General features: G+C 65.3%; 22 protein-coding genes. 16 read left to right on the forward strand and 6 right to left on the reverse strand.

Annotation, left to right across the window (positions count from 1 at the left end):
• The first annotated feature begins 308 nt into the window (after nucleotides 1-308).
• Nucleotides 309-761: a (2Fe-2S)-binding protein gene (locus tag QXZ94_RS17035; protein WP_315721372.1), complete on the forward strand. Its 453-nt coding sequence runs from the start codon at nucleotides 309-311 to the stop codon at nucleotides 759-761.
• A gap of 2 nt (nucleotides 762-763) precedes the next feature.
• Nucleotides 764-3,097: a xanthine dehydrogenase family protein molybdopterin-binding subunit gene (locus QXZ94_RS17040; protein ID WP_315721373.1), complete on the forward strand. Its 2,334-nt coding sequence runs from the start codon at nucleotides 764-766 to the stop codon at nucleotides 3,095-3,097.
• A 65-nt stretch (nucleotides 3,098-3,162) separates the two neighbouring features.
• Here QXZ94_RS17040 and QXZ94_RS17045 read toward each other — a convergent pair whose 3' ends face one another.
• On the reverse strand, nucleotides 3,163-3,537 hold the full coding sequence (locus QXZ94_RS17045; protein ID WP_172114149.1) for a transposase: 375 nt from the start codon (nucleotides 3,535-3,537) through the stop codon (nucleotides 3,163-3,165).
• 307 nt (nucleotides 3,538-3,844) lie between these two features.
• On the opposite strand from QXZ94_RS17045, the gene QXZ94_RS17050 reads away from it, so the two are divergent.
• Nucleotides 3,845-4,783 (forward strand): acetamidase/formamidase family protein, encoded by a 939-nt coding sequence (locus tag QXZ94_RS17050; RefSeq protein WP_315721374.1) that lies wholly within the window; start codon nucleotides 3,845-3,847, stop codon nucleotides 4,781-4,783.
• A gap of 7 nt (nucleotides 4,784-4,790) precedes the next feature.
• Here the strand turns inward: QXZ94_RS17050 and ccoG are convergent, their stop codons facing one another.
• Both ccoG and QXZ94_RS17060 read right to left on the reverse strand, forming a co-directional pair.
• Complete coding sequence (gene ccoG, locus QXZ94_RS17055) at nucleotides 4,791-6,284, reverse strand: cytochrome c oxidase accessory protein CcoG (RefSeq protein WP_315721375.1); 1,494 nt, start codon at nucleotides 6,282-6,284, stop codon at nucleotides 4,791-4,793.
• 461 nt (nucleotides 6,285-6,745) lie between these two features.
• A complete protein-coding gene (locus QXZ94_RS17060) occupies nucleotides 6,746-7,543 on the reverse strand; it encodes a fumarylacetoacetate hydrolase family protein (protein ID WP_315721376.1) in 798 nt (265 codons plus the stop codon).
• A gap of 916 nt (nucleotides 7,544-8,459) precedes the next feature.
• On the opposite strand from QXZ94_RS17060, the gene QXZ94_RS17065 reads away from it, so the two are divergent.
• The 3 genes from QXZ94_RS17065 to QXZ94_RS17075 all read left to right on the forward strand — a co-directional run bounded on the left by QXZ94_RS17065 (nucleotide 8,460) and on the right by QXZ94_RS17075 (nucleotide 10,323).
• Nucleotides 8,460-8,873 (forward strand): hypothetical protein, encoded by a 414-nt coding sequence (locus QXZ94_RS17065; RefSeq protein WP_315721377.1) that lies wholly within the window; start codon nucleotides 8,460-8,462, stop codon nucleotides 8,871-8,873.
• A gap of 31 nt (nucleotides 8,874-8,904) precedes the next feature.
• Nucleotides 8,905-9,668, forward strand: a protein-coding gene (locus tag QXZ94_RS17070; protein ID WP_315719298.1) for an IS5 family transposase whose coding sequence is annotated in 2 segments (ribosomal slippage) — nucleotides 8,905-9,240 and nucleotides 9,243-9,668 — 762 coding nt in all. Because the reading frame shifts where the segments join, the coding sequence is not laid out codon by codon here.
• A 34-nt stretch (nucleotides 9,669-9,702) separates the two neighbouring features.
• Nucleotides 9,703-10,323, forward strand: coding sequence for a DUF6161 domain-containing protein (locus QXZ94_RS17075; protein ID WP_315721378.1), 621 nt, complete (start codon nucleotides 9,703-9,705; stop codon nucleotides 10,321-10,323).
• Between the two features lie 137 nt (nucleotides 10,324-10,460).
• Here the strand turns inward: QXZ94_RS17075 and QXZ94_RS17080 are convergent, their stop codons facing one another.
• Nucleotides 10,461-10,712, reverse strand: a complete 252-nt coding sequence (locus tag QXZ94_RS17080) for a type II toxin-antitoxin system prevent-host-death family antitoxin (protein ID WP_315721379.1) — start codon at nucleotides 10,710-10,712, stop codon at nucleotides 10,461-10,463.
• 353 nt (nucleotides 10,713-11,065) lie between these two features.
• Here QXZ94_RS17080 and QXZ94_RS17085 point away from each other — a divergent pair, with 353 nt between their 5' ends.
• Together QXZ94_RS17085 and mdoH are read left to right on the forward strand one after the other, a co-directional pair.
• The gene (locus tag QXZ94_RS17085; RefSeq protein WP_315721380.1) at nucleotides 11,066-12,571 is read left to right on the forward strand and encodes a glucan biosynthesis protein G; all 1,506 of its coding nucleotides are present in this window, start codon (nucleotides 11,066-11,068) and stop codon (nucleotides 12,569-12,571) included.
• The gene (gene mdoH, locus QXZ94_RS17090) at nucleotides 12,568-14,697 is read left to right on the forward strand and encodes a glucans biosynthesis glucosyltransferase MdoH (RefSeq protein WP_315721381.1); all 2,130 of its coding nucleotides are present in this window, start codon (nucleotides 12,568-12,570) and stop codon (nucleotides 14,695-14,697) included. Before QXZ94_RS17085 ends, mdoH begins: the two co-directional genes overlap by 4 nt.
• Before the next feature lie 9 nt (nucleotides 14,698-14,706).
• On the opposite strand, the gene QXZ94_RS17095 is transcribed toward mdoH, so the two are convergent.
• Nucleotides 14,707-16,005 carry a TadE/TadG family type IV pilus assembly protein gene (locus QXZ94_RS17095; RefSeq protein WP_315721382.1) on the reverse strand — a complete coding sequence of 433 codons (1,299 nt, stop codon included), beginning with the start codon at nucleotides 16,003-16,005 and terminating at the stop codon, nucleotides 14,707-14,709.
• 339 nt (nucleotides 16,006-16,344) lie between these two features.
• Here QXZ94_RS17095 and QXZ94_RS17100 point away from each other — a divergent pair, with 339 nt between their 5' ends.
• From QXZ94_RS17100 to QXZ94_RS17110, 3 genes are all read left to right on the forward strand, one after another.
• Nucleotides 16,345-16,755, forward strand: a complete 411-nt coding sequence (locus QXZ94_RS17100; RefSeq protein ID WP_315721383.1) for a hypothetical protein — start codon at nucleotides 16,345-16,347, stop codon at nucleotides 16,753-16,755.
• A gap of 170 nt (nucleotides 16,756-16,925) precedes the next feature.
• On the forward strand, nucleotides 16,926-18,101 hold the full coding sequence (locus tag QXZ94_RS17105) for a zinc-dependent alcohol dehydrogenase (protein WP_315721384.1): 1,176 nt from the start codon (nucleotides 16,926-16,928) through the stop codon (nucleotides 18,099-18,101).
• 14 nt (nucleotides 18,102-18,115) lie between these two features.
• Nucleotides 18,116-18,658 (forward strand): hypothetical protein, encoded by a 543-nt coding sequence (locus tag QXZ94_RS17110; RefSeq protein ID WP_315721385.1) that lies wholly within the window; start codon nucleotides 18,116-18,118, stop codon nucleotides 18,656-18,658.
• Between the two features lie 13 nt (nucleotides 18,659-18,671).
• On the opposite strand, the gene QXZ94_RS17115 is transcribed toward QXZ94_RS17110, so the two are convergent.
• Nucleotides 18,672-19,430, reverse strand: a complete 759-nt coding sequence (locus QXZ94_RS17115) for a hypothetical protein (protein WP_315721386.1) — start codon at nucleotides 19,428-19,430, stop codon at nucleotides 18,672-18,674.
• Nucleotides 19,431-19,766: 336 nt separating this feature from the next.
• Here QXZ94_RS17115 and QXZ94_RS17120 point away from each other — a divergent pair, with 336 nt between their 5' ends.
• The 5 genes from QXZ94_RS17120 to QXZ94_RS17140 all read left to right on the forward strand — a co-directional run bounded on the left by QXZ94_RS17120 (nucleotide 19,767) and on the right by QXZ94_RS17140 (nucleotide 24,518).
• Nucleotides 19,767-20,249, forward strand: coding sequence for a hypothetical protein (locus QXZ94_RS17120; protein WP_315721387.1), 483 nt, complete (start codon nucleotides 19,767-19,769; stop codon nucleotides 20,247-20,249).
• A gap of 135 nt (nucleotides 20,250-20,384) precedes the next feature.
• On the forward strand, nucleotides 20,385-22,025 hold the full coding sequence (gene pgm / locus QXZ94_RS17125) for a phosphoglucomutase (alpha-D-glucose-1,6-bisphosphate-dependent) (RefSeq protein WP_315721388.1): 1,641 nt from the start codon (nucleotides 20,385-20,387) through the stop codon (nucleotides 22,023-22,025).
• Between the two features lie 121 nt (nucleotides 22,026-22,146).
• Entirely contained in the window at nucleotides 22,147-22,395 is a 249-nt protein-coding gene (locus tag QXZ94_RS17130) for a hypothetical protein (RefSeq protein WP_172133565.1), read from the forward strand.
• 281 nt (nucleotides 22,396-22,676) lie between these two features.
• Nucleotides 22,677-23,903 carry a lytic murein transglycosylase gene (locus QXZ94_RS17135; protein ID WP_315726321.1) on the forward strand — a complete coding sequence of 409 codons (1,227 nt, stop codon included), beginning with the start codon at nucleotides 22,677-22,679 and terminating at the stop codon, nucleotides 23,901-23,903.
• 111 nt (nucleotides 23,904-24,014) lie between these two features.
• Nucleotides 24,015-24,518 carry a DUF1993 domain-containing protein gene (locus QXZ94_RS17140; RefSeq protein ID WP_315721389.1) on the forward strand — a complete coding sequence of 168 codons (504 nt, stop codon included), beginning with the start codon at nucleotides 24,015-24,017 and terminating at the stop codon, nucleotides 24,516-24,518.
• Nucleotides 24,519-24,583 lie beyond the last annotated feature (65 nt).

A 24,583-nucleotide genomic window follows, 5' to 3' on the forward strand; every position in this document is an offset into this window, starting at 1 on the left:
CGAGGCATTCTTTCTTTTGGCCGGCCCTCCGTCGACGCCCTTGCCGACGTTGTATCCGGTCTCGCGATGCGCGAAGGCACGCCGCCAATGCCATCGCTTCGAATTGCACCGCACGGGACCGCGTACAGCTGGTGGCAGCGCCTGCAACACACGCGCCTGTGTAGACCGGCATCCCTCCCGGTCTGCTATCATGAGTGGCTTTCCGACAACTCAATTGATCCGGCGCGTGCACCAGGGACATGTGGTCCCGCGCGCGTCCACCAACGATCAGAACCAACGACCATTGGTCCGACAGAGCGAGGGCGAACATGATCAAGGTGAAAATCAACGGACAGGAGCAGAGCTGGGATGGCGATCCGAGCCTGCCGCTGCTGTGGTATCTGCGCGATGAGCTCGGGCTCACGGGGAGTAAATATGGCTGCGGCCAGGCGCTGTGCGGCGCCTGCACCGTGATGGTCGACAAGGAGGCCGCGCGCGCCTGCATCACCGCGGTGTCGGATGTCGCGGGCCGCGAGGTCACCACCATCGAAGGCCTGCATCCGACCGGCGACCACCCGGTGCAGAAGGCGTGGCGGCAGGTCAACGTCCCGCAATGCGGCTTCTGCCAGGCCGGGCAGATCATGCAGGCGGCGGCGCTGCTCAACCAGAATCCGAAGCCCTCGCATGATCAGATCCGCGACGCGATGGCCGGCAACATCTGCCGCTGCGGTTGCTATCAGCGCATCGAGAATGCGGTCCATCTGGCCTCGACGGGGGTGTGATCATGAGCATCATCGCAAATCCCGAGATCGCAAAGCCCGCATCGCGCCGCGGCTTCGAACGGCATCTCAAGGTGGAAAACGTTTCGCGTCGCGCAATTCTGCAGACGCTGGGACTGGCCGGCGGCTTCGTGCTCGCCGCCCCCTTGTTGTCGCGCCCGGCGTTCGCCGCCTATGAGACCGGCGCCGGCAAGATGCCGCATGGCACCGTGGTCGATTCCAAGATCTTCGTGTCGATCGCACCCGACGGCATCGTGTCGATCCTCGCCCATCGCTCTGAGATGGGCACGGGCGTGCGCACCAGCCTGCCGCTGATCGTCGCCGAGGAGATGGAGGCCGATTGGTCGCGCGTGCGCGTCGTGCAGGCGCCCGGCGACGAGGTGAAGTTCGGCAACCAGGATACCGACGGCTCGCGCAGCACGCGGCACTATCTCCTGCCGATGCGCCAGATCGGCGCGATGGCGCGGGCGATGCTGGAGGCGGCTGCCGCCAAGAAGCTCGGCGTGCCCGTGGGCGAGGTGAAGGCGGTCAACCATGAGGTCGTGCACAGCGCCAGCGGCAAGCGCCTCGGCTTCGGCGAGCTCGCGGCCGACGCCGCCAGCCAGCCGGTGCCCGCGGTCGACACCATCCAGCTCAAGTCGCCGAAAGACTTTCGCTATCTCGGCAAGGGCCAGGTCAGCATCGTCGACCTGCACGACATCACCGTCGGCAAGGCGCATTATGGGGCCGATGTCCGCCTGCCCGGCATGAAGTACGCGGTCATCGCCCGGCCGCCGGTCACCGGCGGCAAGGTGAAGTCGTTCGATCCGGCCGAGGCGCTCAAGGTGTCCGGCGTCGAGAAGGTGCTCGAGGTCAAGGGCTGGCCGTGGCCGTCGAAGTTCCAGCCGCTTGGCGGCGTCGCCGTGATCGCGCGCAACACCGGTGCGGCGATCAAGGGCCGCGACGCGTTGAAGGTCGAATGGGACGACGGCCCCAATGCAGCCTACGACTCCGTCGCCTACCGCGCCGAGCTCGAATCGGCCGCGCGCCAGCCCGGACTCGTCGTGCGCCAGGAAGGTGATGTCGAAGCGGCGCTGAAATCGGCCGACAAGGTCATCACCGGCGAGTACTATCTGCCGCATTTCGCCCATGCCAGCATGGAGCCGCCGGTCGCGGTGGCCGACGTCAAGGGCGACAAGGCCGAGATCTGGGCGCCGGTGCAGAGCCCCGGCGGCACCCGCGAGGATGTCGCCAAGACGCTGCAGATCCCGATCGAGAACGTGACGGTCAACGTCACCCTGCTCGGCGGCGGTTTCGGCCGCAAATCGAAATGCGACTTCGCGCTCGAAGCCGCCCTGCTCTCCAAGGAGCTGGGCGCGCCCGTGAAGGTGCAGTGGACGCGTGACGACGACATCCAGCACGACTTCCTGCACACCGTCTCGGTGGAAAGGATCGAGGCCGGGCTCGACAAGTCCGGCAAGGTGGTGGCGTGGCGTCACCGCAGCGTTGCGCCGACGATCCTGTCGACCTTTGCGGCGGGCGCTGATCACGCCGCGCCGTTCGAGCTCGGCATGGGCCTCGTCGACATGCCGTTCGAGATCGCCAACATCCAGTGCGAGAACCCCGCCGCCAAGGCGATGACCCGCATCGGCTGGTTCCGCTCGGTCTCGAACATCCCGCGCGCCTTCGCCGTGCAATCGATGATGGGAGAGATCGCCGCCGCCACCGGTCGCGACCAGAAGGACATGCTGCTCGAACTGATCGGCAGTCCGCGCATCGTCAAGCTCGCTTCGGTGAAGGATCTCTGGAACTATGGCGAGCCCTATGAGAGCTACCCGATCGATACCGGGCGGCTGCGCCGGGTCGTCGAGTTCGTCGCCGAGAAGGGCAATTGGGGCCGCAAGGTCGGCAAGGGCCGTGGCCTCGGCATCGCCGCGCATCGCAGCTTCGTCAGCTACATCGCCACCATCGTCGAGGTCGAGGTCGACGACAAGGGCAAGCTGACGGTGCACCAGGTCGACAGCGCGATCGATTGCGGTGTCTTCGTCAATCCCGAACGCATTGCCTCGCAGCTCGAAGGTGCCGCGATCATGGGACTGAGCCTCGCCAAATACGGCGAGGTCAGCTTCAAGAACGGCCGGGTGCAGCAGCGCAACTTCGACGACCATCCGGTGGTCCGGATCGACGAGGCGCCGCTCATCACCAACGTCCACATCGTGCCGGCTGATCCCGACACGCCGCCGAGCGGCGTCGGCGAGCCGGGCGTGCCGCCGTTTGCGCCGGCGCTCGCCAACGCGATCTTTGCCGCCACCGGCAAGCGTCTGCGCGCGCTGCCGATCGGCAAGCAGCTCGCGATCTAAGACGACGAGCCCGTCATCGGCCGGAGCGATCCGGCCGATGATCGCTTCAACAGAACGGCAACGAGCTATCGGCCGTAGCGCACCGAGGCATAACGGCCGATCACGGCGCCGCGGGCCTGTCCCGGCGCACCGGCCACGCCATGAGGCGTGCTGCCGCAATCCTGGCGCAGCGGTGCCGGCGCGACCTTCGGAGCAACGGTGGCATTCGGCTGCCCCTCGACGAGCTTGGTCACCAGCGAGCGCAGCCGCTGGTTCTCGATCTCCAGCTCCTTCAAATGGCGCAGGGCAGGACTGGTGAGACCGCCATAGCGCTGGCGCCAGCGATAAAAGGTGCGCAGCGACACGCCGGCCGTGCTGCAAATTTCGGCAATCGGAACACCCGACTCCGCCTCGCAAAGCAAAACCAAAATCTCGTGCTCGGTGTGCAGGGAACGTCGCATGCTCACAGACCCCTACGCGGCCAACGGGTCTATTCTCGCATGAATTCCATGAGCTTGGTAGTACCCCGGCGCATGGCCCTCGCGACCGCGCGTCGCCGATGCGCACGGCGGGAACGGTCAAGGGCGACGGCGTGGAATCGCCGGGGCCTGCCGGCGCCACGTCGCCGATTGGCAAAATTGACATCAGCGGAAGACGTCCCGTCGATCTGCCGGGGCCGTGAGCAAAGCTGACCAGTTTTTGGCATTGCCGCCCGCCGCATCCTGCCTTGTTATCAGCGCCGAGACCCGAGCCCGACGGAGACAGCCCATGTCCAAACGCCACGAGATTCCCGCGACGCATGAGAGCATGGTGTGGGGCTATCTCGACAGCACGACCCCACCGGTCCTCGAGGTCGCCTCCGGCGACACCGTGACGCTGCATTCGTTCCCGGCCGGCGGCAAGGAAACCCTCCCCGAAGACCGCAGCATCGTTCCGCCCGCCTATCTCACCGCGCTCGACACCATGATCCAGGGGCCGGGCCCGCATTTCATCACCGGGCCCGTCTATGTGAAGGGCGCGCAGCCCGGCGATACGCTGCAGGTCGACATCCTCAGCTGCAAGGTCAGCCAGGATTGGGGCTTCGTCTCGATCCTGCCTTTGCTCGGCACCCTGCCCGAGGAATTCACCGACTACGAGACCATCCACCCGAAGGTCGATCACGAGCGCCAGGTCTGCATCATGCCCTGGGGCACGGAGATCGCGCTCGATCCGTTCTTCGGCATCATCGCCACCGCGCCGCCGCCGGGGTGGGGGCGGTGCGGCTCACCGGTGCCGCGCAGCTTCGGCGGCAACATGGACAACAAGGAGCTGCGGCCCGGCACGACGCTGTATCTGCCCGTGTTCAACGAGGGCGCGCTGTTCTTCGCCGGCGACGGTCACGGCGTGCAGGGCGATGGCGAAGTCTGCATCACCGCGCTCGAGACCGGCGTCACCGGCAGCTTCCGGCTCACCGTGCGCAAGGACATGGATGTCACCTGGCCGTTCGCCGAGAATGCCACGCACCTGATGTCGATCGGCCTCGACGAGGATCTCGACGACGCCGCCAAGCAGGCGGTGCGCGAGATGGTCAAGCACGTCTGCGCCCGCACCAACCTGTCGCGCAACCAGGCCTACATGCTGTGCTCGCTGGCCGGCAATCTGCGCGTCACCCAGCTGGTCGACGGCAACAAGGGCATCCACATGCTGCTGCCGAAGGCGTATCTCTAGGCCCTCTCTACCGGTTGACGAAGTGGTCGTGCGCGCTCAGCACGACCTGCCCGGTGGCATCGACGGCCTGGAAGGTGACGTCCGCATCCACGGGCGCGGACATGGTCAGCGTCACGCGCAGCGTCTCCGAGCCGTCCGGCTCGACCTCGATGGCATCCGCGGCCACATGGCCGATGATGGCGAGCGCCGCTTCGACACCGCTGACGCCGAGCGTGAAGCTCTGCACCGCCGAAGACTTGTTGAGCAGCTTGACGGTGTAGGCGTTGCGCACCGAGCCGTCCGACAGCCGCACCGACAAGGGATCGCGATCGTGCTGGACCGACAGCACCGCGGTGGTCTTGGTCACGAACGACACCGCGATCACCGCCGCCAGCGTGACACAGGCGAGCGCAAGCCCGATGGTCTTCGGCCGGACCAGCCGCGAGACGCGGGGCTCGGCAGCGCGGCCACGTTCGATGTTGCGCCAGCTCTCGTAGTCGATCAGGCCGCGCGGCCGGTCGAGCTTGGCCATCACGCCGTCGCAGGCGTCGACGCACAGGCCGCAATTGATGCAGGCGAAGCTCGGCCCCTGGCGGATGTCGATGCCGATCGGGCAGACCGCGACGCAGGCGCCGCAATCGACGCAGTCGCCGGCCGGCTCGCCCAGCGCGCGCGCCTCGGCCGCCTTCTTTGCCGACATCCGGACCTCGCCGCGATAGTCGCGGTAATTCACGGTGAAGGCCTCGGGATCCCAGATCGCGCCCTGCAGCCGGGGCCACGGGCACATGAAGGTGCAGACCTGCTCGCGCGCAAAGCCGGCGAGACCGTAGGTCGTGCCCGCGAACACCAGCGTCCAGGTCAGCGCCGTCGCCGACATCTCGCCATGCAGGACATCGCGCACCAGTTCCGGCGCATCGGTGAAGTAGAAGATCAACGTGCCGCCGGTGCCGAGCGCGATCATGATCCATAACGCGTGCTTGGTCGCGATCTGCGCGATCCGCTTCGCCGTCAGCGGCGCGCCGATGTTCTTCAGCCGCTGCCGCCGGTCGCCCTCGACGAGGCGTTCGACCAGCAGGAACAGGTCGGTCCAGACCGTCTGTGGGCAGGCGAAACCGCACCACAGGCGGCCGGCCAGCGCGTTGACCAGGACGAGGATGAAGGTCGCGAGCAGCATCGCCGCGGTGATGAGATAGAGGTCCTGCGGCCAGATCTCGGCGGGGCCCAGATAGAGCCGTCCATGGGCGAAATCGAGCAGCACCGCCTGCTCCGGCGCGTTCGGGCCGCGGTCCCAGCGCAGGAACGGCGTGACGTAATAGACGCCGAGCGTCAGCACCAGGATCAGCCATTTGAGCCGACGGATCGGTCCCTTGACGCCTTGCGGAGCCACGGGACCGCCGACCTGGCGTGGCGACCGTGCCGGCTTGCGCACGGGCGCCGGGCGGTGAGCCGGGGACTGGCTTTGGCCCTTCTCCTGCGCCATGCGGCGCGTCCTGGCGTGATCGATCTCGATGGTGATGGCCACGTCTGCCCTCGTTCGCTTGCCTGTTGCAGGCGACGATAAAGGGCGGTGCCCGACGGCTCTTTGTCGGCCCACAAACTTGCGAACGGCTGGCAGCGGCTGTTTGCGCGGGAACAACGATGACCGGTGGCCGGCAGGCGATGAGGGGCACGGCGCCGCGAGCGCCACGGCGGCAGGCGCGGCATCCGGAGGGATGATGGCGGCTGCCGCCCTTTGGGATAACAGCACGCACGGCGACGCTCGCTGCACGCCTCTCCCCGCGTGCGGGGAGAGGCCGGATTGCATCGAGAGGTGCAATCCGGGTGAGGGGGGCTCTCCGCAGGGCCGGTGCGCGTGGCTGCCCCTCACCCCAACCCTCCCCGTGAAGGACGGGGAGAGGGAGCGCACCATCCGTCGCGGCGACCAGCTTCATCTGATTTGACAGGAGTAGATGCGCAGCAGGTTGACCTCGTATCCTCCTCCCCTCAAACGATCTTGATCGACATGTCCGGCAGGCCCTCGAGCTTGCACAGCAGCACGTCACCCTTGACCACCGGGCCGACATTTTCCGGCGTGCCGGAATAGATGATATCGCCCGCCTTCAATTCGAACGCTTCCGACAGCTTCGCGATCTGCTCGGCGACGCTCCAGATCATCTTGGTGAGATCGGAGTTCTGCCGGACCGTGCCGTTGACCGCGAGCGAGATCGCGCCCTTGGTGAAATGGCCGACCTTCGCCACCGGATGGATCGGTCCGAGCACGGCGGCATGATCAAAACTCTTGCCGATCTCCCACGGCTTCTTCTCGGCCGCCATCCCGTTCTGCAGGTCGCGCCGCGTCATGTCGAGGCCGAGCGCGTAGCCATAGACGTGATCGAGCGCCTGCTCGGCGGGGATGTTGGTGCCGCCGGATTTGAGCGCCGCGACCAGCTCGACCTCGTGGTGATAGTTCTTGGTCAGCGACGGATACGGATGCTCGGCGACCTCGCCGATGCTGACGTTCTGGATCGCGTCGGTCGGCTTCTGGAAGAAGAACGGCGGCTCGCGATTCGGATCAGAGCCGCGCTCGATCGCATGCGCCGCGTAGTTGCGGCCGATGCAATAGATGCGCCGTACCGGAAATACGCCTTGCTCGCCGACGATCGGAATCGTGGTCGCCGGCACGGCAAAGATCGGCTTCGGTCCCGCCTGTGCAGCAGCCGGTTGTGTCTCCGCCATGATCGCGGCCGCCGCAGCCATGCTGCCGGCGCCAGCAAGAAGATTGCGGCGTGAGGTGGGTGCCATCTGGGTTCCTCCTGGATTCAGCCGTTGAGACCGGCCGAGATGCTCGTGGTGAGGCGTCCGCTTCGACGCCCGCGAACTAATAAGCATATCCAGTATGCCAGCGCTACCGGGCGCGCAGGCGTCATTGCTCTCGCGGCGCAACACGCGCCCGAAGGGATGATCGAGACCCTCACGGACAACGCGAGGGCGCAGGGAAGGCCGGACCTCGACTGAGGCCCGTGGCCCGCCTGCGAAAAAAATGCAGGCGGCAGGTACCACAGGTCCAGCCGGACAGACCCGGCCCTCCCTGCGCGATGGCTTTACGGCTTACTCCGCGCTCTCCCCAGGGACCGGCTGTCTTGCCCCTGTCATCCGCACCATCGTCGGCGCGAACTTGATCTCAGCACCGGGAGACCAGGACCACACGGCTTGACCGTGCGCATCGAACCGTTCGTCGGCGCGATTGCTCACGCTGCGGCCCGACACGCCCATCGCATCCCGCATCAACGCTCGTGACGACCGCGATACGCCCCTTAATCGAGGCGGGATGGTTGCATACAATCATACTTTCTATAAAAAAGAAATACTTTTCGTATAAGGCGACGACATTTCCTTTGAGCCCGCCGCGACGGTCGCGGTTAACGGGGGTGCTCGCGAGAGGCCGTAGGGTAGGCAAAGCAGCCGCCCGCAGGGCGGTCGCGTGCCCACCCGTCCATCTACGAACGCGCAGACACAATGGTGGGCACGGCCCGCGAGACAAAGGCGAAAGATGCAGACACGGCACGGACGCGCCTTTGCCCACCCTCCGGCTATCAAGTATCGCCGCGCACTGCACCCGGATGACCGAGGTCATGCCGAGACGCCATCGCAAGCCCACCTCGACAAAGCTCGCGCTTTGCGTCACTTTAAATCAACCCATGGTAGATTGAGACTCATTATGACGACCGCTAAAGACGAGATCAGCAGGTTTCGCTACATAGATGGCAGCTTCAAGAATGAGTTCGAACAGGAGGAGGAAGCGAGAAAATTCGCTAGCGATCAGCGAATGCGTTGGATCATAGTAATCGATCAGCTTATCAGCGTCGGAATTTTTGATTCCAACCTGCTCGCGCCGTATCGAGATTTTGTGAACACACAATCGCACGAACAATTTCTAGTAACGCAGGGTCGAGACGGCTCTTACGCGGTAACGTCTAGCCTTCCCTTGCTCGGCGAAATGCACCTTCCGCAAATTCATGAGGACAAATGGAGCTGGCTTGCGGCTTTATTGGCTTGGTTCAGCCCGTTTGCTTCCATCAATCGCCCTAGGTTCTGTACTCATAAATGGATTCCGTTAGCTGACGGACGGTGATTCACTCCCCTTAGGTGATTTGGGGGGTGAAATGGCGCGGTTTGACCTGAGCGATCGAGAATGGGCTTTGATCAAGCCCTTGCTGCCGAATAAGCCGCGCGGTGTCGGTCGGGTCGACGACCGGCGGGTTCTCAACGGCATCTTCTATGTGCTGCGGACAGGCTCGCCCTGGCGAGATCTTCCGGAACGCTATGGCCCTTACACGACGGTCTATAACCGCTTTAACCGCTGGGCCAAGGCAGGCGTTTGGGTCCAGATCTTCGAGGTGTTGGCAGCTCGCTCGCCGCAGTCGATGGCGCTGATCGACAGTTCTATCGTCCGCGCCCATCAGCACGCCGCTGGGGGTAAAAAGGGGGCGAGGATCACGCCATTGGCCGTTCTCGTGGAGGACTGAGCACCAAGATCAATGCGGTCGTCGACGAGAACGGACTGCCGGTCCGGCTGATGCTAACCCCGGGGCAGGCCCACGATCTGCGTGCTGCGCCATTTCTGCTCCAAGGGCTCAAATGCCGTGATGTTGTGGCCGACCGTGGTTACGACGCCGATGCCCTCCTGCACATGATCAGAGCCCACGGAGCTAGGGCTCATATTCCCTCCACCAGCCAGCGAGTGGTCCAACGCTCCGTCAGCCGCCGCATCTATCGCAAGCGAAATCTGGTTGAGCGCTTCTTCTGCAAGCTCAAGCATTTCAGGCGCATCGCGACCCGTTTCGACAAGCTCGCTCGCAACTTTCTCGCGGCTGTCGCACTCGGCTCAACCCGCCTCTGGGCCAGGGCTTATGAGTCCACGCCCTAGTCCAGCCTTTGCAGACCCTCGATTGATTCGAGCCATGGTCGAACTTCTCGGCCCACCACGCGAGCCATTCGACAGGCTTTTGGCAACTGTAAGCGTAAAATCAAAAAACGCAAAAGAACTACTTGATCACATTACTCGTCGTTCTGAAGAAGCAGACGCGCTGCTTTCGGGACTTCGCCTAAAAACAACTTTCTCCGTGGCGAGCAGTGTATGGCAGGAAAAGTCCCGTCAACACCGACTGCAATATCTTGCAGGCTTTGTCGCTGCCTCCGCGTGCGCGGTCTTGATTGCGACTTGTCTCGTCGTGTTCGGCTCTCACATTTGGACCAGCCTTCCTCGGACCAAGGAAACCGGAGAGTTTACCTATCTCGCCACACTGATCGTCGCCTTGTCGTTCGTCGCGCTGGCCTGGATTTTCCGGATGATCGGGCGCTTCATTACCGAGAACTTCTATTTGGCCGAGGACGCGCGACAGCGCCAGACAATCTTGCAAACGTTTTTGAATCTCATCGGCACCCCGGAGACGCAGATGCGAGATAGCGAGCGCGTGGTGATCTTGAGCGCTCTATTCCGACCTGCACCCGGCCAATCAGCGGACGATCCTGCACCGTCCAGTCTTGCTGAACTCATCAAAGAGGGAATCAATAAGAAGTAACAAGACACCATCCGAATTCATCTTTATCGGTGTTACCCCGAGCACACGGACGACGGGACGAGGCTTGCGCCCCTCGACCTCGCGCGCCGACAGATAGGGCAAGCGGATCACGCAGCCGGTGCGAAGCAGATCGAAGCTCACCGATCCTCAACCTCACCCTCGTAGGCGGCAACGGCCTTATCGACCTCGTCGAACAATTCGTCCGTCATGGTCTCGATACGGCCGACACTGCGCGTCTGGGCCCTGGCGACGAGCTCGCGATAGTCTTCAATGCTGAGAATGACCAGCCGCGGCTTGTTGCGTTGGGTGATCGTCACGGGACGGCGCAGGGCCTCCGCAATGATGTCACCCGACTTTCGCGACAGGTCGCTGGTCGAAAATTCCGCCATACCGCACCTCCATCAATGATGGAAAATACAGCAATGCTGTATACGCTGCAATCCTGAAGCGCTCGGCGAGAAGGTTCTCGACGCCTCTTATGACCATGGATCACCGCGTTTCGGCGGGATGACCGCACCGCGGTGGCATAGTCTCGGCCTGGAATGTCTGCCCATCCCCGCGCAGGCGGCCCGAGTTCTTGTCAGCGATCTCGAAGCGGAATTTGCAGATGAACCCCGAGCATTGCCGCTGCTCAGACGCCGCTCACGGCGTCACCCGCATTATCCGCAACACGACAATGACGTGGAACCGCAGGGCCACAGAACTGTTGCTCCGCTGTTCCACCCAGCAAAGCGAGAATAAGTTGAACCGCCGTCAGTTCATTCAATCTGCGGCTGCGATTCCGGTCGCCGCATCACTCGTGCCGAGCGCGGGAGCCGCAGCGCCAGCTGCTCAGCCGTTCAATGCGGCCTATGTGCGCGATCTCGCGCGCAATCTCGCCGCCAAGCCATATGCCGCGCCGGACAATCAGCTGCCGGACGCGCTGGCCAAGCTCGACTACGACGCCTATCGCTCGATCCGCTTCCTGCCGGATCACGCGCTGTGGCGCGGCGAGAACCTGCCGTTTCAGGCGCAGTTCTTCCATCGCGGCTCGATCTACAAGGACCGCGTCGACATCTACGAGGTCACGGACGGACAGGCCAAGCCAGTGGCCTATCGCCCCGAGGACTTCGCGTTCGGTCCGCAGGTGGCCGCGTTCGCGGCGGCGGATCTCGGCTTTGCCGGCTTTCGCATTCACGCGCCGATGAACCGGCCCGACTATTACGACGAGGTCTGCGTGTTCCTGGGCGCGAGCTATTTCCGCGCCGTGTCCAAGGGCGAGCTCTACGGGCTGTCCGCGCGCGGGCTGTCGATCGACACCGGCGAAGCGAAGGGCGAGGAGTTTCCGGTCTTCAAGGCGTTCTGGCTGGAGAAGCCGACGGGCGGCGCCACCGCGATGGTCGTGCATGCGCTGCTCGACAGCAAGAGCGCCACAGGCTCGTACCGCTTCACCATCCGTCCAGGCGAAACCACAGTGTTCGACGTCGAGGCCTCACTCTATCCCCGCGTCGAGATCGGTCACGCCGGACTGGCGCCGATGACCAGCATGTTCTTCTTCGGTCCGAACGACCGCAACGAGGCCGATGACTTCCGGCCCGCGGTGCACGATTCCGACGGACTCGCGATGTTCAACGGCAAGGGCGAGCAGCTCTGGCGTCCGCTGAGCAATCCGCGCGACCTTCAGGTCAGCGTCTTCAACGATCTCAATCCGCGCGGCTTCGGCCTGATGCAGCGGGAACGAAAATACACCGCCTACCAGGATCTCGAGTCGCATTTCGAGCAGCGGCCGAGCCTGTGGATCGAGCCGATCGGCGATTGGGGCGAAGGCGCCGTGGTGCTGTTCGAGATCCCGACCAAGCAGGAGATCCACGACAACATCGCCGCATTCTGGCGGCCGAAGACGCCGCTCGCCGCCAAGGGCGAGCACAACATGACCTATCGGCTGCATTGGGGGCCGGACAGGCCGAAGCCACACGCGCTGGCGCGCTTCACGCGCACCGGCGTCGGCGCCCGCGGCGAAGGCCGGCTGTTCGTGCTCGAGCTGGAGGGCGACGCCTTGAAGGGCATCGATCCGGCGACGGTCAAGGGCGTGGTCAGCGCGGCGAAGTCCGAGGTGACGAACGTCGTAGCGCAGCCCAACCCCGAAACGGGAGGCTGGCGGCTCAGCTTCCAGTGCGCGGTCAGCGACGCTCCGGTCGAGCTCAGGGCGGAGCTGGTCGCCAACGACAAGCTCATCTCAGAGAGCTGGATCTATCGGTGGACGCCATGACCGCCACCCAGCTGCTGCGCTCCGATCAGGCCGCGGGTTCGGGCTTTCTCCCGGCCGAGGCGCCGCTCGCGATGGTGCCGAAGCCGCTCAACGATCGCGCGCCCCCCAGGCGCGATGTCACGAGCGGGCCGCGCATCGCCTTCCGTCGCAGTCTCGTGTTTCTTGGTACCGCCGCCCTGACGCTTGCGGGCTGCACCAAGATGTATGAGGTCGTCGAGGTTGGCGGCGTGACGGTGCTCGAGAGTCTGGTGCTCGTGCTGTTCTCGATCCTGCTCGCCTGGATCGCATTTGCCTTTGTGTCGGCGCTGGCCGGCTTCGGCGCGATGTTCGCACGGCGGCGCGACACGATCGCGATCGACGTCGACGGTCCCCTGCCCGCCCTCGCAAGCCGTACGGCGATGCTACTGCCGACCTACAACGAGGATCCGCACGCGGTGATGGTGCGGCTGCGCGCCATGATCGAGTCGATCGCCGAGACCGGCCAGGCCGAGCGCTTCGACTGGTTTCTGCTCAGCGACACCACCGATCCGGACATCTGGATCGGCGAGGAGGCAGCGTTCCTGGCTTTGCGCCAAGTCTGCAGCAGTGCCCGCGTGTTCTACCGGCACCGCGCCGACAATGTCGCGCGCAAGGCCGGCAACATTGCCGAATGGGTCCAGCGCTTCGGCGCCGCCTATGACCACATGCTGATCCTCGATGCGGACAGCCTGATGAGCGGCGCGACCGTGGTGCGGCTGGCGCATGCCATGGAGCAGGCACCTCAGGCGGCGCTGATCCAGACCCTGCCCGTGATCGTCAACGGCACCAGCCTGTTCGCGCGGCTGCAGCAATTCGCCGGGCGGCTCTACGGACCGCTGATCGCCGCCGGCAATGCCTGGTGGTACGGCGCCGAGGGCAACTACTGGGGCCACAATGCGATCATTCGCGTCGAAGCATTCGCGCAGGACGCGGCGCTACCGGAGTTGCGCGGGCGGAAGCCGTTCGGCGGCCATATTCTCAGCCACGACTTCATCGAGGCCGCGCTGATGCGCCGGGCTGGTTGGGGCATCTACATGACCGTCGACCTCGACGGCAGCTACGAGGAGGTGCCGCCCTCGTTGATCGACCATGCCGCGCGCGACCGGCGCTGGTGCCAGGGCAATCTGCAGCATCTGGCGGTGCTGCCGGCACGCGGCCTGCATTGGGTATCGCGGCTGCATCTGTTGATCGGCATCGGCGCCTATGTCACTGCGCCGCTGTGGTTCGCCTTCCTCGTGCTCGGCATTCTCATCTCGCTGCAGGCCAACTTCGTCCGCCCAGAATACTTCCCCAAGGGCTTTGCGCTGTTTCCGACCTGGCCGGCCCAGGATCCCGTGCTCGCCGCCCAGGTTTTCGCTGCGACGCTCGGCCTGCTGATGATTCCGAAGCTGCTGGCCTGTATCGCAACGCTGTTCCGCCGTCACAGGCGCCGCGGCTTCGGCGGCGGGTTGCGGTTATGCGCTGCCGTGCTCGCCGAATCGGTGCTTGCAGCGTTGATCGCACCTTCGATGATGATCTTCCAGTCGATCGCGGTGATCGAGATCCTCCTCGGCCGCGACGCCGGCTGGCAGGTGCAGCGCCGCAGCGACGGCGGGGTCAGCCGGCGGGAGATCTATCGCAAGTTCGCGCTGCCGACATTGTGCGGCCTCGCGATGGCCGCCAGCGCCTATGCGGTGTCGTTGCCTCTGCTGGCGTGGATGTCGCCGGTGATCGCCGGCCTCGTGCTGTCGATTCCGATCGGCCTCCTCACCGGCGGACGCAGCACCGGCGCGGGCCTGTTCACCACGCCCGAGGACCGCTCTCCTCCCGCGGTACTGGTCCGCGCCCGACAGCTTGCGGATGAGCCGGAGCCGCGCCGCGCCCCCGCGCTGGTCGCGTTGCAGCGGAATGCCGAACTGCGACGGCAGCACGTCGACGCCTTGCCTGCCACGCCGCGGCGCAAGCCGGGCGACATCAATGTCGAACTGGCGACGGCGAAAGCCCGGATTGCCGACGCGACCAGCTTCGACGAAGCGACAGGCTTCCTCTCCCGCCGAGAAACGCTCGCCGTGCTCAACGACCGCGCGACGCTGGAACGGCTGGTTGCGCTGCCTGCCGCAAAGGCCTGAGCCTCCGCCCTACTTCGTCAGATGCGCCGAGGCGATGGCCTGCTGGAACAGCGCCGTCAGCGCCGTGCCGATGCTTCCGCTCGAATCGACCTCGTAGTAGTAGCCGGGGCTGGCGCAGGACTTCATGATGCCGCCGATCGAGTCGCGCCACGGCGCGATGTAGGTCGTGTACCAGCTGTTGTTGGTGATCGCGAGATAGGTGGTGTAGAGCACTGCGATCTTGATGCCGCGAGCCTTCAGCGCGGTGCAGGTCGTGGTGTTGAGCGGCTCCTGGCAGCGTCCGCCGGACAGCACGGTCTTGCTGCACGTGGTCGGATAGGAATAATCCGCGACGCCGTCGGAGACGAAGAACAGCCATTTCTGCGGCTTCGACGACGAGCCGTCGCCCTGGGTCGGGATCACCCCGTTCATGGCCGACATGGTGCCGTCGAAATCGGTGCACATGTCGTTGTTGTAGCCGCTATAGGGAATGGTCATCAGGTCGAGCGAGCTGACCGACGACTTCACCGAGGACATGCTCGAGGACAGGCTGGCGATGGTCGTCAGCCCCAGCGAGCCGCAATCGCTGCCCAGGCTGTAGACCGCCATCCGATACTGATTGCTGACGACCTGGCTTGCGGTCGCAGTGTCCGTCAGCGACTGGGTCGCGGACCTCACGACGTCGATCCGCATCGTCACGCCCTTGTTCTTGGCGATCTGATAGTAGCTGTTGGTCTGCAGCGTCTTCTTCGAGCTCGACGTATAGGTGTCGTGGCAGGCGAAGGCGCATTTGTCGGAGGTCGCGTTCTGCAGCTTGGTCATGTCGGCCGTGGTCGCGCCGAGGCCCTGCGACGGCGAATTGTCGACCAGCACGTAGAAGTCCATGTAGGTCGGGAACGAGGCCGAGGCCGACGAGGACGTGGAGATCGTCATGGTCGGATAGCCGAACATGTACATGAATACCGTCTTCACCACCACGTTGGCGGTGCCCGTCACGGTTCGCGCGGTCACGCTATCTGCGATGTCGATGTTCAGCGCGTTCGATGACAGGTTGTGCGCCGACATCTGGCCGTTGAACATGTTGGTCGCCGCCGTCTTGGCGTCGGACGCACTGCCGCGCATCGCCGTATAGCCGGTCGCCGCCAGCATGGCGGCATCGAGCGAGGCAGCCAGCTTGGCCTTGGCCCGCACGGCCATCGAATAGTCGATGGCCGAGCCGACGAAGGCCAGGATCGGCAGCAGCGCCAGCGCGAAGATGATGGCGATATTACCGCTGTCGTTGCGCTGGAACCGCGACAGAAGCGTGAGGTACTGATGTCCGGCCGACAAGGCTCAAAACTCCGACAAACAAGATCCGTTGCGGACGATGTTGCGGACCAACCGTTGCGTTGGAATTGATGGAATTGCAGAGAGTCGGTTACATCCTGTTTCCGATTGTCCTAAACGGTGCCTTCGCACCATCGCCCCCCGCATGACTGACATGCAGCGGCCCTCGCGAGGCCCCTTCGGGGCGTGAGCGGTGATGGATGCGACGGCTCCTGCACGCCTCCGATTGGGACGGCGCCCCTCCTCTGGTACCCCGATTGCAAAGTGGCGACGCGGATAGCATAGTCCGCGCGTTTTTCGGCGCCCGACGCGCTGATTCTCGAGGGGGTTTTGGGGACGACGATGGCAGATGCCGATCTTGATGCCGTGATCCGGCAACTGGCCAAGCAGCAGAACAAGACCATTCTGGCGGCGGCCAAGAAGCGGCGGGACCGTTTCAACGGCATGGCGGTCAAGGCCAAGGACAAGGACGCCAAGGAGCGCTTCAAGATGCTCTCCCGTGAGGCGGTCGAGCAGGCCAATGCCGCCGCGCGCCGGCTGCTGATCTCGGCCGACAACGTTGCCGACAGCTATGCCCGCGCGATGCGGCAGGCCGCCGCGGCCGAGCTGCCCAAGGTCCCCGACAAGAAGGCGCCGGAGAGGAAGGCCGACAAGCCGTCCGATGCCGCGCCGGCCAAGGCTTCCCGCGGCAAGGCGAGCAAGACGCCTCCCACGAAGACCGGGCCGAAGAAGCCTGCCAAGACGAAGGCCTGAGCTGACCCCGAACGTGAGCCGGGCGACGAGCGGCCACACCTGCCAGCGCCTCGTCGTCTGATCTCGGAACGTGCCGCACCACGCGTGGCACGGTGAAAATTCGCGCGCTCATAGCAACCATCGTCGCGGCTCAGACTTGCTCCGGAGGTCTTGGTGACGCGGAGATGGGAATGAAGGCGCTGGTCTGGCATGGCAAGGAGGACATCCGCTGCGACACGGTCAGCGATCCCGAGATCGAGCATCCGCGCGACGCGATCATCAAGGTGACGAGCTGCGCGATCTGCGGCTCGGACCTGCATCTGTTCCACAACTACATCCCGGCGATGATGCCGGGCGACATCATGGGCCACGAGACCATGGGCGAGGTCGTCGAGGTCGGCTCCGGCGTCAACGGCAAGCTCAAGAAGGGCGACCGCATCGTCGTGCCCTTCACCATCATCTGCGGCGAGTGCGAGCAGTGCAAGCGCGGCAATTTCTCGGTCTGCGAGACCACCAACCGCAACAAGCATCTCGCCGAGAAGGTGTTCGGCCATACCACGGCGGGCCTGTTCGGCTACACGCATCTGACCGGCGGCTATCCGGGCGGCCAGGCCGAATATCTGCGCGTGCCTTATGCCGACGCCACCCACATCAAGGTGCCCGACGGCATCACGGACGAGCAGGCGCTGTTTCTCAGCGACATCTTCCCGACGGGCTGGCAGGGCGCGGCGCAATGCGACATCGAGCCCGACGATACGGTCGCGGTGTGGGGCTGCGGCCCGGTCGGACAGATGGCGATCCGCAGCGCCATCCTGCTCGGGGCCAAGCAGGTGGTCGCGATCGACCGCATCCCGGAGCGGCTGGCAATGGCCGAGGCCGGCGGCGCCATCACCATCAACTTCGACAGGGAGAGCGTGGTCGAAAGGCTGAACGAGCTGACCGACAACAAGGGCCCGGAGAAATGCATCGACTGCGTCGGCTTCGAGAGCCATATCAGCATGGCGCAGCCCGACAGCGTGCTCGATCGCGCCAAGCAGATGTTCATGCTCGAGAACGATCGTCCGCACGCACTGCGCGAGATCATCTATGTCTGCCGGCCTGGCGGCATCGTCTCGATCCCCGGCGTCTACTCGGGCTTCTCGGACATGGTGCCGATGGGCGCGCTGATGAACAAGGGGCTGACGATCCGCACCGGTCAGACCCACGTCAACCGCTGGACCGAGGATCTGAAGCAGCGCATCGCCGAAGGCCAGATCGACCCGTCCTTCGTCATCACCCACACCGTGCCGCTGGCGCAGGGCCCCGAGATGTATCGCGCGTTCCGCGACAAGCAGGACAGCTGCGTCAAGGTCGTGTTGAAGCCGTAAGGGAAGCGCAAAGCATGTTTCATTTTTCCAATCTCGTCAGGTCCAAGGGCGACCCCAAGATCATCGCGACCGGCCCGAGCTCGCTGACTGCGGCCGACCGGCTGGCGCGGGGGCTCGGCTGGTTCTCGATCGCGCTCGGCACGCTCGAGCTGCTGGCCCCGCATCGGGTGACGCGCGCGCTCGGCATGGACGGCCGCGAGGGCCTGGTCCGCGCCTATGGCGTCCGCGAGCTGCTCGCCGGCGTCATGACGCTGTCGGTCGAGAAGAAGGCCGGCCTGTGGAGCCGCGTGGCCGGCGACGGGCTCGACATGGCGACGCTGCTCGGCGAGGTCAGGCCGAGCAACCCGCGCGTCGGCACCGTCATGGCTGCGCTGGTGATGGTCGGCGGCATCACGGTGCTGGACTATGTCGCGGCCCAGGACGTCGCACGGCAGCATGATGCGCGGCGCGGCCGCAAGCGGCTCTACTTCGATCGCAGCGGCTTCCCGAAGGGCGTCACAGCTGCGCGCGGCGCGGCAGCACTGCCGCGTCCGACGAGCACCCCCGCGGCGACCTGAGCTGGCCTTGCAGCTAAGGCTTCAGGGCGACCGTGAACAGGCGGAAACCCGCGATCTTCGGAAACGCCTCGGCGGCTTCCGGCGAGGCCAGTGCGACCACGGCCGCGTTCACCTCGCCGTTGCTGAGCCGGGTGATCGCGGTCGCCTGCCCTTCCAGCAGCAGCACCTCGGATGCACCGGCGGCATTCATGGCCGTCGTGATCCTCGCATTGGATTTGGCATAGCGTTCATCGATCGCGATCACCTTGCCGCTGAGATCCGCCAGGCCCCGCACGGTCGGGCGCGCCAGCACCACGGCCACGAGATGGCTGTCGGCAGGCCCCTCCGGGACACGTAGCGCGGTCATGCGCTCGGCCAGCTCGGCCGCCACCGTGACCGCTGCGACCATGACCTCGCTCTGAACCTTGCCCGGGGCGGGCGGGGTATCCTTCGCGGGCGACGGAATCTTGACGACCGGCGCGGAGGCGCCGTCGGCCGGCGGGACCGGCTCGGGCGACGGCTTGTCGGAAGATGACTTGTCGGAGAATGATCTGGGCGCCGGCGCGGCGGGCGGCTTTTCAGGCGGCCTTGCGGTGGCGACCTGCGGAGGCAAGCGTCGCTTGGCCACGCGGGCGTGCTTGCGTTGCAGGGCCGCACGACGCGCAACGGCGGAGGTCTTCTTCGCTTTGGCCACCTTCTCGGAGGGCGCCAGCGACGCCGGCTGACCGGCGGCAGCATTGTCCGCGCAGGCGTTGCCGCTCAGATCCACGCAAGGCGCCGCGACCTGCGGCATGACCGGACGGCTGCATCCTGCCAGAGCCAAGACTGATACGACGGCCAACGCGCCAATACAAAGCGCTCTCACTTTCCCGCTCCTGACGACTCTCCTGCGCGCCCCACGCGCCCCTCGTTGGCCTCCTATTTCCACGGAGATGCGTTAAACTCAGGCTTAAGCGCCGGTCCGGGCCGGTGGTCTCAGCGCGGCGTGGTTAATGTCCAGCGCATGAAGCGGCAGCGTCGGCCGAGCAGGTTCTTCGTAGCGCGATCAAACAAGTCGCGGGGAACAGCAGCCGGACCGGGCGCGATCTGTGGTAGTGTTTGTACGGCATGGAAAGGCGGGGGCGAGCAGATGTACTTCTCCAGGACGGCGTCGGCCGCGTGCGTCGCGATGGGGCTCTGCCTCGGAACCGCGAGCGCCGACACCATCGCCCGCTACGACTGCACGATCGTCGGCACGATGGGCCTCGAGCCGATCGGCGACCGTCCCGGTCACATGCTGGTCAGCTTCCAATATTCGTGCATCGGCACCGACGGGTTGATGAAAGGGGCGACCTACACCGCCAACGTCGCCTCCGAATGGGAGAACCAGAAGGGCCGATATCTGTACGGCGCCGGCATTCACCGCAGCACGGACGGCTATGCCGTGGCCGTGCTGAGCGAAGGTGCGGGCTCGGTGGTGATGAAGGACGGCACGCCGGCCATCTCCGAGGCCACAGGCAAGGTCGTGTTCAAGCTGGCCTCGGGGCGTTTCGCGGCGCTGGCCGGACGCACGGTGAATTTCACCGCGCGGCTGGTCGGGCCTGGGCACCTCGTCTACGAATTGACGGATTGACCGGCGCACGGCCCCCGCGAAGGCGGCACGAATTTCCGTTGATCGGATCAGCGCACGCCGCCATGTTGGACCGCCTGCTGTCGGGGCGGAACGAACCGCCGCGGCCGATGTTTTCGAACTTGCGAAGGATGCTCCATGGCCAAGACAGACCCCGCTGCCGGCAAGCCGATCGCCAACGCCGCGCTCGCCAACATTCCGCGGCTGATCACGGCCTACTATGCGCTGAAGCCCGACCCGCACGAGCCCACCCAGCGGGTCGCCTTCGGCACCTCGGGCCATCGCGGCTCATCGCTGAAGACCGGCTTCAACGAGAACCACATTCTCGCCACCACGCAGGCGCTGTGCGACTACCGGCGCCAGCAGGGTCTCGACGGTCCCCTCTTCGTCGGCATCGACACCCATGCGCTGGCCGAGCCGGCGCTCGCCAGCGCGCTGGAGGTGTTCGGCGCCAACGGCGTCGAGGTGATGATCGACAAGGACGGCGGCTACACGCCGACGCCGGTGATCTCGCACGCCATCATCTCCTACAACAAGGGCCGCACGGCGCATCTCGCCGACGGCGTCGTCATCACGCCGTCACATAATCCGCCCGACGACGGCGGCTACAAATACAATCCGCCGCATGGCGGCCCGGCTGATACCGACGCCACGGGCGAGATCGAGCGCCAGGCCAATGTCTATCTCGCCAACGACCTCGATGGCGTGTCGCGCATCAGCTACAATCAGGCCAAGCAGCGCGGCTCGGTGCATCCGCACGACTACATCACGCCCTATGTCGCCGATCTCGCCAACACGGTCGATCTCGACGCGGTGAAAGCCTCCGGCGTCAAGATCGGCATCGATCCGCTCGGTGGTGCCGCCATCGCCTATTGGGCGCCGATCATCGAGCGCTACGGCCTCAACGCCACGATCGTCAACGATGTCGTCGATCCGACCTTTCGCTTCATGACTGCGGATTGGGACGGCAAGATCCGCATGGATTGCTCATCGCCCTATGCGATGGCGAGCCTGATCGCGATGCGCGAGCGCTTCGACGTCGCTTTCGCCAACGACACCGATGCCGATCGCCATGGCATCGTGACGCGCACCGGCGGGCTGATGAACCCGAACCATTATCTGGCGACCGCGATCTCCTATCTGTTCGCGCACAGGCCGGACTGGCGCAGCGACGCCGCGATCGGCAAGACCATCGTGTCGAGCTCCCTGATCGATCGCGTTGCCCGGAAGCTCGGCCGCAAGCTGGTCGAGACGCCCGTCGGCTTCAAATGGTTCGTCGAGGGCCTCGGCACCGGCAGCTTCGGCTTCGCCGGCGAAGAGAGCGCGGGGGCCTCGTTCCTCAAGCGCGACGGCACGGTGTGGACCACCGACAAGGACGGCCTCATCCTCGGCCTGCTCGCCGCCGAGATCATGGCCAAGCGCGGCCGCGACCCGAGCGAGCTCTACAAGGAGCTCACGGCGGAGCTCGGCGCCCCCGTCTATGAACGCATCGACGTGCCGGCCAGCCCGCCGCAGAAGGCGGCGCTGAAGGCGTTGACGCCGGAGACGCTGAACCTGAAGGAGCTCGCCGGCGACCCCGTCCGCGTCATGCACACCAAGGCGCCCGGCAACGGCCAGTCGTTCGGCGGCATCAAGGTCGAAACCGAGTATGGCTGGTTCGCCGCCCGCCCCTCCGGCACCGAGGACGTCAACAAGCTCTACGCCGAAAGTTTTCGCGACGCCGAGCATCTCAAGCGCATCCAGAGCGAGGCGCAGGCCGCGCTGGCGAAGGTCGCGTAGCAACGGCCATCATGCGGGTTCGAAGCGTGTGTGACGACATGCACATTCGCTTCGGCCACGTTGCATCATGATCCCCGTCACAGGCTGCATCGGGCAGCCGAGATCACAGGGACCAACAATCATGAACCGTCTGATCGCTCTGCTTGCCGCCGCTGCCGCCCTCTCCGTCAGCCTGCTTGCGAGCTCGGCGACACCGTCGGCCGCGCTCGATCTCAGCTGGGTGAGCAACAAGCCGTATGTGAATTGCCTTACGAACGCGCACAAAGTGGCCATGACCTATCCGCCCGCGCAGCGCGGCTATTGGGACGACAAGCTGCGCCGGGCCTGCAACCGCGGCTATTATCCGAACCGCCCGGGCGTCCAATATTGAGGGCCGCACAATGATGCGCGCGGCGGCTGACGAGCCGACGCGAAACGACCGGCCCGCACGGCAAGCGCCTTGCGGGCCTTGACATCTTGGATGGCCTCGCGCGGCCAACGCCGGTTGCGTTCCCGCCGTTTCCCTTTTTGCCGCGGTTCGGATATCGATGGGCGCACAAGGGATTAGACAGCCATCGGTGAGACCGGATGCGAAGCTCTTCGACTGCCTTGCGCGTCACCTTCAGCGCGCTTGCAACCTCGTTCATGCTGGTTGTCAGCGCCGCCGCACAAATGGCGCCGGAGGCCACAGCGCCGCGGCCGAAGCCCGCGCCGTCGATGCGGGCGGCAGCCTGCCATAACGGCCAGAGCTTCGACCGCTTTCTCGCCGAGCTGAAGCAGCGTGCGATCGCCGAGGGCGTGTCGCAGCGCGCGATTGCCGCCGCCTCGCCCTACCTCACCTATGATCAGGGGATCGTCAACCGCGACCGCGGCCAGCGCGTGTTCGGCCAGCTGTTCACCGAGTTCGCCGGCCGGATGGCGGCGGCCTACCGGATGCAGAACGGCCAGCAGCACATCAGGATGCACGCGGCGGCGTTCGCACGCGCCGAAAAGGACTACGGCGTGCCGCCCGCGGTCATTGCAGCGTTCTGGGGCCTGGAGAGTGATTTCGGCGCCAACATGGGCAATCTGCCGGTGCTGCCCTCGCTGGTGTCGCTGGCCTATGACTGCCGCCGCAGCGAGCGTTTTCAGAACGAGACGATCGCCGCGCTCAAGGTCATCGACCGCGGCGATCTCACGCCCCCCGAGATGATCGGCTCCTGGGCCGGCGAGTTGGGCCAGACCCAGTTCCTGCCGACGCATTACGTCACCTACGCCGTCGACTATGACGGCGACGGCCGCCGCGACCTGCTGCGCAGCGCGCCCGACGTGATCGGCTCCACCGCGAACTACATCGCGACCGGGCTGAAGTGGCGCCGCGGCGAGCCGTGGCTGGAGGAAATCCGCGTCCCCCAGACATTCCCGTGGGAGCAGGCCGATCTCACCGTCAAGGCGCCGCGCAGCAAATGGGCCGGCCTAGGAGTGACCTATGCCGACGGCCGGCCGCTGCCCAACGATGCGCTGGAAGCCTCGGTGCTGCTGCCGATGGGCCGCAACGGCCCGGCTTTCCTCGCCTACCCCAATTTCGCCGCCTACACCGAGTGGAACAACTCGCTGATCTATTCGACCACCGCCGCCTACCTCGCCACCCGCATCGCCGGCGCCGCGCCGATGCGCAAGCCGACTGCGCCGGTCGCGCAGCTGCCGTTCAACGAAATCAAGGAGCTGCAGACGCTGCTGGTGAAAGCCGGCTTCGATGTCGGCAAGGTGGACGGCGTGCTGGGCCAGCAGAGCCGCATCGCGGTCAAGACCATGCAGCAGCGGCTCGGTCTGCCCGCCGACTCCTGGCCGACGGCGGAGCTGCTGGCGCGGATGCGAGGTGGCTCGCCGCGGGCGGCGGCAGCGACATCACCGAGGTGAATCGGACGGCGGACGCAAAACCGCAAGAAGATGCAGTTGCATTCTTTTGGATGCCACCCCATCTCGGGAACACGCATCGTTTGCGCCGTCTCCTCCCTCAGCGAGAGCATCATGTCCTTCTTCGATTCGACCGTGCCGGCCTACCTCCCGATCCTCGGCAGCCTGTCCGGCCTGCTCAGCAAGGCGGAGGCCCATTGCGAGGCCAAGAAGATTGCTCCGGAGGTGATGCTCGGGGCCCGGCTGTATCCGGACATGCTGCCGCTCTCCAGGCAGATCCAGCTCGCCTGCGACTTCGCCGCCAAGGGCTGCGCACGGCTGACCCACAGCGAGATCCCGAGCACTCCCGACACCGAGATGAGCTTTGCCGAGCTGCGCCAGCGGCTTGCCAAGACCATCGACTATCTGAAGACGTTCACGCCGGCGCAGTTCGAAGGTGCTGATAGCCGCGACGTGACCTTCCCGGCTGCGGGCGGCGTCAGCATGACGCTGAAGGGCCAGGACTTCGTCAACCGGGTCTCGTTTCCGAACTTCTATTTTCACGCCGCGATCGCGCACGGCATCCTGCGCCACAACGGGGTGGAGATCGGCAAGCGGGACTTCCTGGGCGTCGCCTGACACGGCGTTCTCTGTTTGATCGCCGGCTTCGCCACGCGGACATGTCCGGCCGGCAAGGTCGCGGT

This window comes from Bradyrhizobium sp. SZCCHNS2022, from assembly GCF_032377575.1.
GTDB lineage: Bacteria > Pseudomonadota > Alphaproteobacteria > Rhizobiales > Xanthobacteraceae > Bradyrhizobium > Bradyrhizobium aeschynomenes.

Bases quoted from the DNA above. Each gene is read 5' to 3' on its own strand.
- QXZ94_RS17135 (WP_315726321.1), top strand. From the start codon at position 22,677: ATGGCGCCGGAGGCCACAGCGCCGCGGCCGAAGCCCGCGCCGTCGATG.
- QXZ94_RS17065 (WP_315721377.1), top strand. From the start codon at position 8,460: ATGACGACCGCTAAAGACGAGATCAGCAGGTTTCGCTACATAGATGGC.
- QXZ94_RS17130 (WP_172133565.1), top strand. From the start codon at position 22,147: ATGAACCGTCTGATCGCTCTGCTTGCCGCCGCTGCCGCCCTCTCCGTC.
- QXZ94_RS17050 (WP_315721374.1), top strand. From the start codon at position 3,845: ATGTCCAAACGCCACGAGATTCCCGCGACGCATGAGAGCATGGTGTGG.
- QXZ94_RS17080 (WP_315721379.1), bottom strand. From the start codon at position 10,712: ATGGCGGAATTTTCGACCAGCGACCTGTCGCGAAAGTCGGGTGACATC.
- QXZ94_RS17075 (WP_315721378.1), top strand. From the start codon at position 9,703: ATGGTCGAACTTCTCGGCCCACCACGCGAGCCATTCGACAGGCTTTTG.
- QXZ94_RS17045 (WP_172114149.1), bottom strand. From the start codon at position 3,537: ATGCGACGTTCCCTGCACACCGAGCACGAGATTTTGGTTTTGCTTTGC.
- pgm (WP_315721388.1), top strand. From the start codon at position 20,385: ATGGCCAAGACAGACCCCGCTGCCGGCAAGCCGATCGCCAACGCCGCG.
- QXZ94_RS17120 (WP_315721387.1), top strand. From the start codon at position 19,767: ATGTACTTCTCCAGGACGGCGTCGGCCGCGTGCGTCGCGATGGGGCTC.
- QXZ94_RS17060 (WP_315721376.1), bottom strand. From the start codon at position 7,543: ATGGCACCCACCTCACGCCGCAATCTTCTTGCTGGCGCCGGCAGCATG.
- QXZ94_RS17115 (WP_315721386.1), bottom strand. From the start codon at position 19,430: ATGCCGCAGGTCGCGGCGCCTTGCGTGGATCTGAGCGGCAACGCCTGC.
- QXZ94_RS17140 (WP_315721389.1), top strand. From the start codon at position 24,015: ATGTCCTTCTTCGATTCGACCGTGCCGGCCTACCTCCCGATCCTCGGC.
- mdoH (WP_315721381.1), top strand. From the start codon at position 12,568: ATGACCGCCACCCAGCTGCTGCGCTCCGATCAGGCCGCGGGTTCGGGC.
- QXZ94_RS17100 (WP_315721383.1), top strand. From the start codon at position 16,345: ATGGCAGATGCCGATCTTGATGCCGTGATCCGGCAACTGGCCAAGCAG.
- QXZ94_RS17035 (WP_315721372.1), top strand. From the start codon at position 309: ATGATCAAGGTGAAAATCAACGGACAGGAGCAGAGCTGGGATGGCGAT.
- QXZ94_RS17110 (WP_315721385.1), top strand. From the start codon at position 18,116: ATGTTTCATTTTTCCAATCTCGTCAGGTCCAAGGGCGACCCCAAGATC.
- QXZ94_RS17105 (WP_315721384.1), top strand. From the start codon at position 16,926: ATGAAGGCGCTGGTCTGGCATGGCAAGGAGGACATCCGCTGCGACACG.
- QXZ94_RS17040 (WP_315721373.1), top strand. From the start codon at position 764: ATGAGCATCATCGCAAATCCCGAGATCGCAAAGCCCGCATCGCGCCGC.